General features: G+C 37.4%; 5 protein-coding genes and 1 pseudogene. 2 read left to right on the top strand and 4 right to left on the bottom strand.

Features of this window, described 5'->3' with window-relative positions:
* Both Q0L68_RS16750 and Q0L68_RS16745 read left to right on the top strand, forming a co-directional pair.
* Nucleotides 1-285, top strand: a 285-nt coding sequence (locus Q0L68_RS16750; RefSeq protein ID WP_296705356.1) for an HNH endonuclease, incomplete at its 5' end; no start/stop codon positions are given.
* Nucleotides 286-351: 66 nt separating this feature from the next.
* The gene (locus tag Q0L68_RS16745; protein WP_296705354.1) at nucleotides 352-804 is read left to right on the top strand and encodes a hypothetical protein; all 453 of its coding nucleotides are present in this window, start codon (nucleotides 352-354) and stop codon (nucleotides 802-804) included.
* A gap of 54 nt (nucleotides 805-858) precedes the next feature.
* Here the strand turns inward: Q0L68_RS16745 and Q0L68_RS16740 are convergent, their stop codons facing one another.
* The 4 genes and pseudogenes from Q0L68_RS16740 to Q0L68_RS16725 all read right to left on the bottom strand — a co-directional run.
* Entirely contained in the window at nucleotides 859-1,590 is a 732-nt protein-coding gene (locus tag Q0L68_RS16740; protein WP_296705352.1) for a DJ-1/PfpI family protein, read from the bottom strand.
* Between the two features lie 68 nt (nucleotides 1,591-1,658).
* Nucleotides 1,659-2,234 (bottom strand): Crp/Fnr family transcriptional regulator, encoded by a 576-nt coding sequence (locus Q0L68_RS16735; RefSeq protein ID WP_296705349.1) that lies wholly within the window; start codon nucleotides 2,232-2,234, stop codon nucleotides 1,659-1,661.
* Between the two features lie 76 nt (nucleotides 2,235-2,310).
* Complete coding sequence (locus Q0L68_RS16730; RefSeq protein ID WP_296705348.1) at nucleotides 2,311-2,913, bottom strand: ribonuclease HII; 603 nt, start codon at nucleotides 2,911-2,913, stop codon at nucleotides 2,311-2,313.
* Nucleotides 2,885-4,591 (bottom strand): annotated as a pseudogene (locus Q0L68_RS16725) (glucosidase); the annotation flags it as partial. The pseudogene Q0L68_RS16725 and the gene Q0L68_RS16730, both read right to left, overlap by 29 nt.

Below are 4,591 nucleotides of genomic sequence, written 5' to 3'. Positions count from 1 at the left end.
CTTTTTCGTAGGGATAATGGTGAGTGCCAATATTGTGGAAGCAAGAGACATTTAACGATTGATCATGTCGTACCAAGATCAAAAGGAGGAAAAACAAATTGGATGAACTTAGTTACAGCTTGTCATAGATGTAATGTTAATAAAGGAGACAAATCTCCGGAGCAAGCAGGCTTGACTCTTAAAAATCAACCATTCAGACCAACTCTTTCTTATTTCTTAGCAGAATATGCCGAGCGACAAGCGGAAGAATGGCTTCCTTTTTTGGCGAGCAAGGTGGTTCAATAAAAGGCTCATAAAATTGTATTAGGATCAGTCTATTTTTTTGGCAAAATAATTGCCACACAAAAAAGTATGAATCTATCTTTTGTATATACCCTGTTTTTAAGCTTGGTTCTTGGCTGGAACCAGATTCAATATCAAGAACTAATCGGAAGTTGGCAACTTGTCGATTTTGATGGTATCAAAAAAATCAAATCGTCTCCTCAATACCTCAGTTCCAGCGCAGATTTTCGTGCTAATTTGGAGACAAAAATAAATTATAGACTTGAAAATACAGTTTATAAATTCACCGAAGGTGATAGTCTTGCCTACACGGATTTTGTGAACAATGAAATCGTTTTAAAAAAAGCCAAAATAGAATTGAATGAAGATAATATTTTAACCATTCATGAAGGTGAAAATGTTAAGCAGGCCAAAATATTGGAGTTCAATGGAGATAATTTAATTCTGGAACCTATTTCTACAAATGGAAATAGTGCAGGTAAATTAGTTTTTGAAAGAATAGTAGTAAAGAAAGAAAAGTAACCCTCAATCACCATTTTTATTTAAAAGCAAACTGTAAATAACGGTTTGCTTTTTTTATTTCCATTCTTTAAGCCTATCTAAATAAAGATAGGATTCCACAAATTTCCGGTGTTCAACTGAACTCATTTTTTCTACTAATTCCAATGCAGAAATGTAACTGGCTAAATTGCCATTTGAGGAAAGGAATTTCCCGTCTTCCACATAACTCATTAAGTTCTCGTCCTGCACCAATAAGTTTGGGTAATCCTTTTGTAGTTGTTCTCCACCACCAATCCAGGTCACTATTTTCTTTCCGTCTGCAATTCCGGATTTACCGATGAGCTGAGCTCCTGCGCAATTACTGACAGTATAAATTGTCTCTTTATTTTTCTCCTGGATAAATCGAATGATATTGTCATTATGAACCTGCGAATACATATCGTAAGCACTTGGAACAAATAAAACGTCCAACTTGGGGGAGTTTTGGAAAGTAAAATCAGGAACAATTTTCAACCCTTCTTCCGAAACAACCGGCTCACTCGTTTCAGCAATGGTAATTACATTAAATAATTGTTCACCAGCTTCTGTAGGCTTCGAGAATACATCTGCGGATGCAGTGACTTCTGTGGTGAGAACCCCATTATATATCAGTAGACCAATAGTAGGTAAATTTTCTTTAAAGGGCTTCAGGTGTGTACTCAAGGTGTCTATATGAGTTTCTGCTTGAAATCCATTTCCACCAGAATTCCCAGAACAGGCAAAAAGAGTAAAGGCAATTGCAACAAGAATTAATTGAGAGTTTTTCATAGCTGAAGTTGATCACTTTGAATTGTTTCAAAAATATCAGCGATACCCAAGAAAAAAAATAAGCTGGTTTAAGATTGCTGTTTATGTTTAATCTGGCTGAGGTATTCAGGTGTTAATCCGAGATAAGTAGCCACCAAATATTGAGGTACCCTAGCTACAAAATCAGGAAATTGCTCTCTAAACTTATAATAAATCACTTCTTTAGAATAGGTGAAAATGTACTTTAATCTATTTATCGCAGCTCCATAAGCCGTTTGATAGATGATTCTAAAGTAACTTTCTACTTGAGGGAATTTCTTGAAAAGTTCCTCTTGCTTTTTTGAATCTATACATAAGATTTCAGAATTCTCCACTGCTTGGATAAAGTAATCTGTGGTTTTCTGGTGTTGAAAAGCCATAAAATCAGTGATCCACCAATTTTCTATTCCAAACTGCACGGTTTGTTCATTACCATTTTCATTAACCAAATACATGTGAAGGCAACCTTGAGCTACAAAATAGTTGGAATTGCATTTGGTCCCCGCCTGCATGATGATTTCTTTTTTTGACAATTTTCTTTTTTCAAAGAAATTCAATATGTCTGAAAATTCAGATTCAGAAACGACAACATATTTGGATAAATGCAGGTAGAGTGGATGTGGCATTTGATTGGGCTTTACTTTAAAGCAAATTTAATGGAAAGGAGATAGATTAGTTCAAGTGTTTCAATCCCATTCAATTTTACTTGAAAAGTTCAGTTTGTGATTTCAACAGTCTAAAACTCTTTCTATGCCAAATGCAGTCTCCATTTTCCTCGATTCCTATTCGATGAGCTTTGGTAGGATATCCTGCATTCCGCTCCCATCCATAATGTGGAAATTCTTCAGTTAAACGCTCCATAAATTGATCCCGATAGACTTTGGCTAAAATTGAAGCAGCGGCAATACTGGCAAACTTTCCATCTCCTTTGATCACGCAGGTAAAAGGAATGGAAAGATCGGATTTGAATCTGTTTCCGTCGATCAAAAGATGTTCTGGTGAAATTAACAAACCTTTGACAGCTCGGGTCATGGCTAGAAAAGAGGCATTGAGAATATTAATTCTGTCAATCTCTTCCACTGAAGCCTCTGCAATTTTCCAAGCTAAAGCTTTGTCTTTGATTTCTTCGATCAGATCCTCTCTTTGTTTCTTTCCTAATTTTTTTGAGTCGTTGATCCATTGGTTGGAGTAATTGGGAGGAAGAATCACTGCTGCTGCCACCACTGGCCCGGCTAGGCATCCTCTTCCCACCTCATCACAGCCCGCTTCAATTCTATTAGCTTCTAAAAAGGGTTTGAGAGTCATGCTCCTTGTCTTCTCTTACTTTGTAATATTTATGAATCATTTCTGCGACAAGTCCTGTCCAACCGGTTTGGTGCGATGCACCCAACCCTAATCCTGAATCTCCGTGGAAGTATTCATAAAAAAGAATATAATCTTTGAAATGGGGGTCTTCCTGGAATTTCTTGTTATATCCATACACCGGTCTGTTTCCTTTTTCATCCTTCATGAAAATCTTCATACATCGGAAAGAAAGTTCTTTTGCAATTATATCCATGGTCATATACCTGCCTGATCCCGTGGGGTATTCAATTGAAAAATCACCTCCATAGTAAAAATCAAACTTTTTCAGTGATTCAATAATCAGGTAGTTGATAGGGAACCAGATCGGACCTCGCCAATTGGAATTTCCTCCAAACATCACGGTGTCGGATTCTCCAGGGGTATATTTGACGGAAAGTGTATCTCCAGCAATTTTCAAGGAATATGGGTTATGCAAATGATATTTAGAAAGCGATCTAATCCCATATTCACTCAAAAATTCATCTGAATCCAACATTTTATGAAGAATGCTTTTCATTCTATGGCCTCTTAAAAGAGAGAACAATCTTCTTCTGTCGAATCCTGGCTGAATCCAACTCGAAACCAAAGCTGCCAATTTTGGTTTTTCTCTGAGGAAAAATTCCAATCGCTGTTTAAACTCAGGTAACTGATCAAATAAATCTTCCCGAATCGGCTCAACCGCAAAAAGTGGGATTAATCCCACAATGGATCTTACTTTCATCCGATTTGATTCCTTACCAGGAACGTGAAAAACATCATAAAAGAAATTATCTTCATCATCCCAGAGTGAAATTCCTTCTGCGGAAATATTACTCATTGCTCCGGCGATATATAAAAAGTGTTCGAGAAATTTCGTAGCCGTGAATTGGTAAACTTTATTAGTTTCACAAAGATCAAGACTTATTCTTAGCAAGTTGAGAGAAAACATAGCCATCCAAGAAGTTGCATCAGCCTGTTCCAACTTGCCTTGATATCGCTGGGCATGACTTCTGTCAAAAACACTGATGTTATCAAGTCCGAGAAAGCCCCCCTCAAAAATATTTTGGCCGTCGCTATCCTTTTGATTTACCCACCAGGTAAAATTGAGCATAAGCTTATGCATAGCTCGTTCTAGAAATTCAAAGTCACCCTTTCCGTCGTTGGCCTTTTTGTCTATTTGATATACTCGCTGGACAGCATAAGCATGCACAGGAGGATTCACATCCGAAAAATTCCACTCGTAGGCAGGAATTTGTCCATTTGGATGCATATACCACTCATTTAAAAGAAGTAGGAGTTGAGCTTTTGCAAATTCAGGATCAATCCTTGCGATAGGAATACAATGAAAAGCCAAATCCCATGCTGCGTACCAAGGATATTCCCATTTGTCCGGCATAGAGATGATATCATAATTCTGCAAATGTTTCCAATTGCTATTTCTTCCTTTTTTACGCGAGACTGGCGGGACGTACCTGCCTGGATCACCCTCTAGCCATCTTTCGACGTCATAATAATAAAATTGCTTTGACCACATCATTCCAGCATAGGCCTGACGCTGGATTTGTTTTAAATCTTTATCCAAAACCCGATCCTGAAGTTCTTCATAAAACTCATCAGCTTCAGCTTTTGCCTTTTCGATTATGGAATCACAGACTTCTAA

It is taken from the genome of Algoriphagus sp., from assembly GCF_024642405.1.
Taxonomy (GTDB): Bacteria; Bacteroidota; Bacteroidia; order Cytophagales; family Cyclobacteriaceae; genus Algoriphagus.
The sequence above is the reverse complement of the archived record's forward strand: the minus strand, read 5'-3'. Positions and strand labels throughout refer to the sequence as shown.

Excerpts from the sequence above, each read along its gene's own strand:
- Q0L68_RS16745 (WP_296705354.1), top strand. The coding sequence starts at position 352 with ATGAATCTATCTTTTGTATATACCCTGTTTTTAAGCTTGGTTCTTGGC.
- Q0L68_RS16740 (WP_296705352.1), bottom strand. The coding sequence starts at position 1,590 with ATGAAAAACTCTCAATTAATTCTTGTTGCAATTGCCTTTACTCTTTTT.
- Q0L68_RS16735 (WP_296705349.1), bottom strand. The coding sequence starts at position 2,234 with ATGCCACATCCACTCTACCTGCATTTATCCAAATATGTTGTCGTTTCT.
- Q0L68_RS16730 (WP_296705348.1), bottom strand. The coding sequence starts at position 2,913 with ATGACTCTCAAACCCTTTTTAGAAGCTAATAGAATTGAAGCGGGCTGT.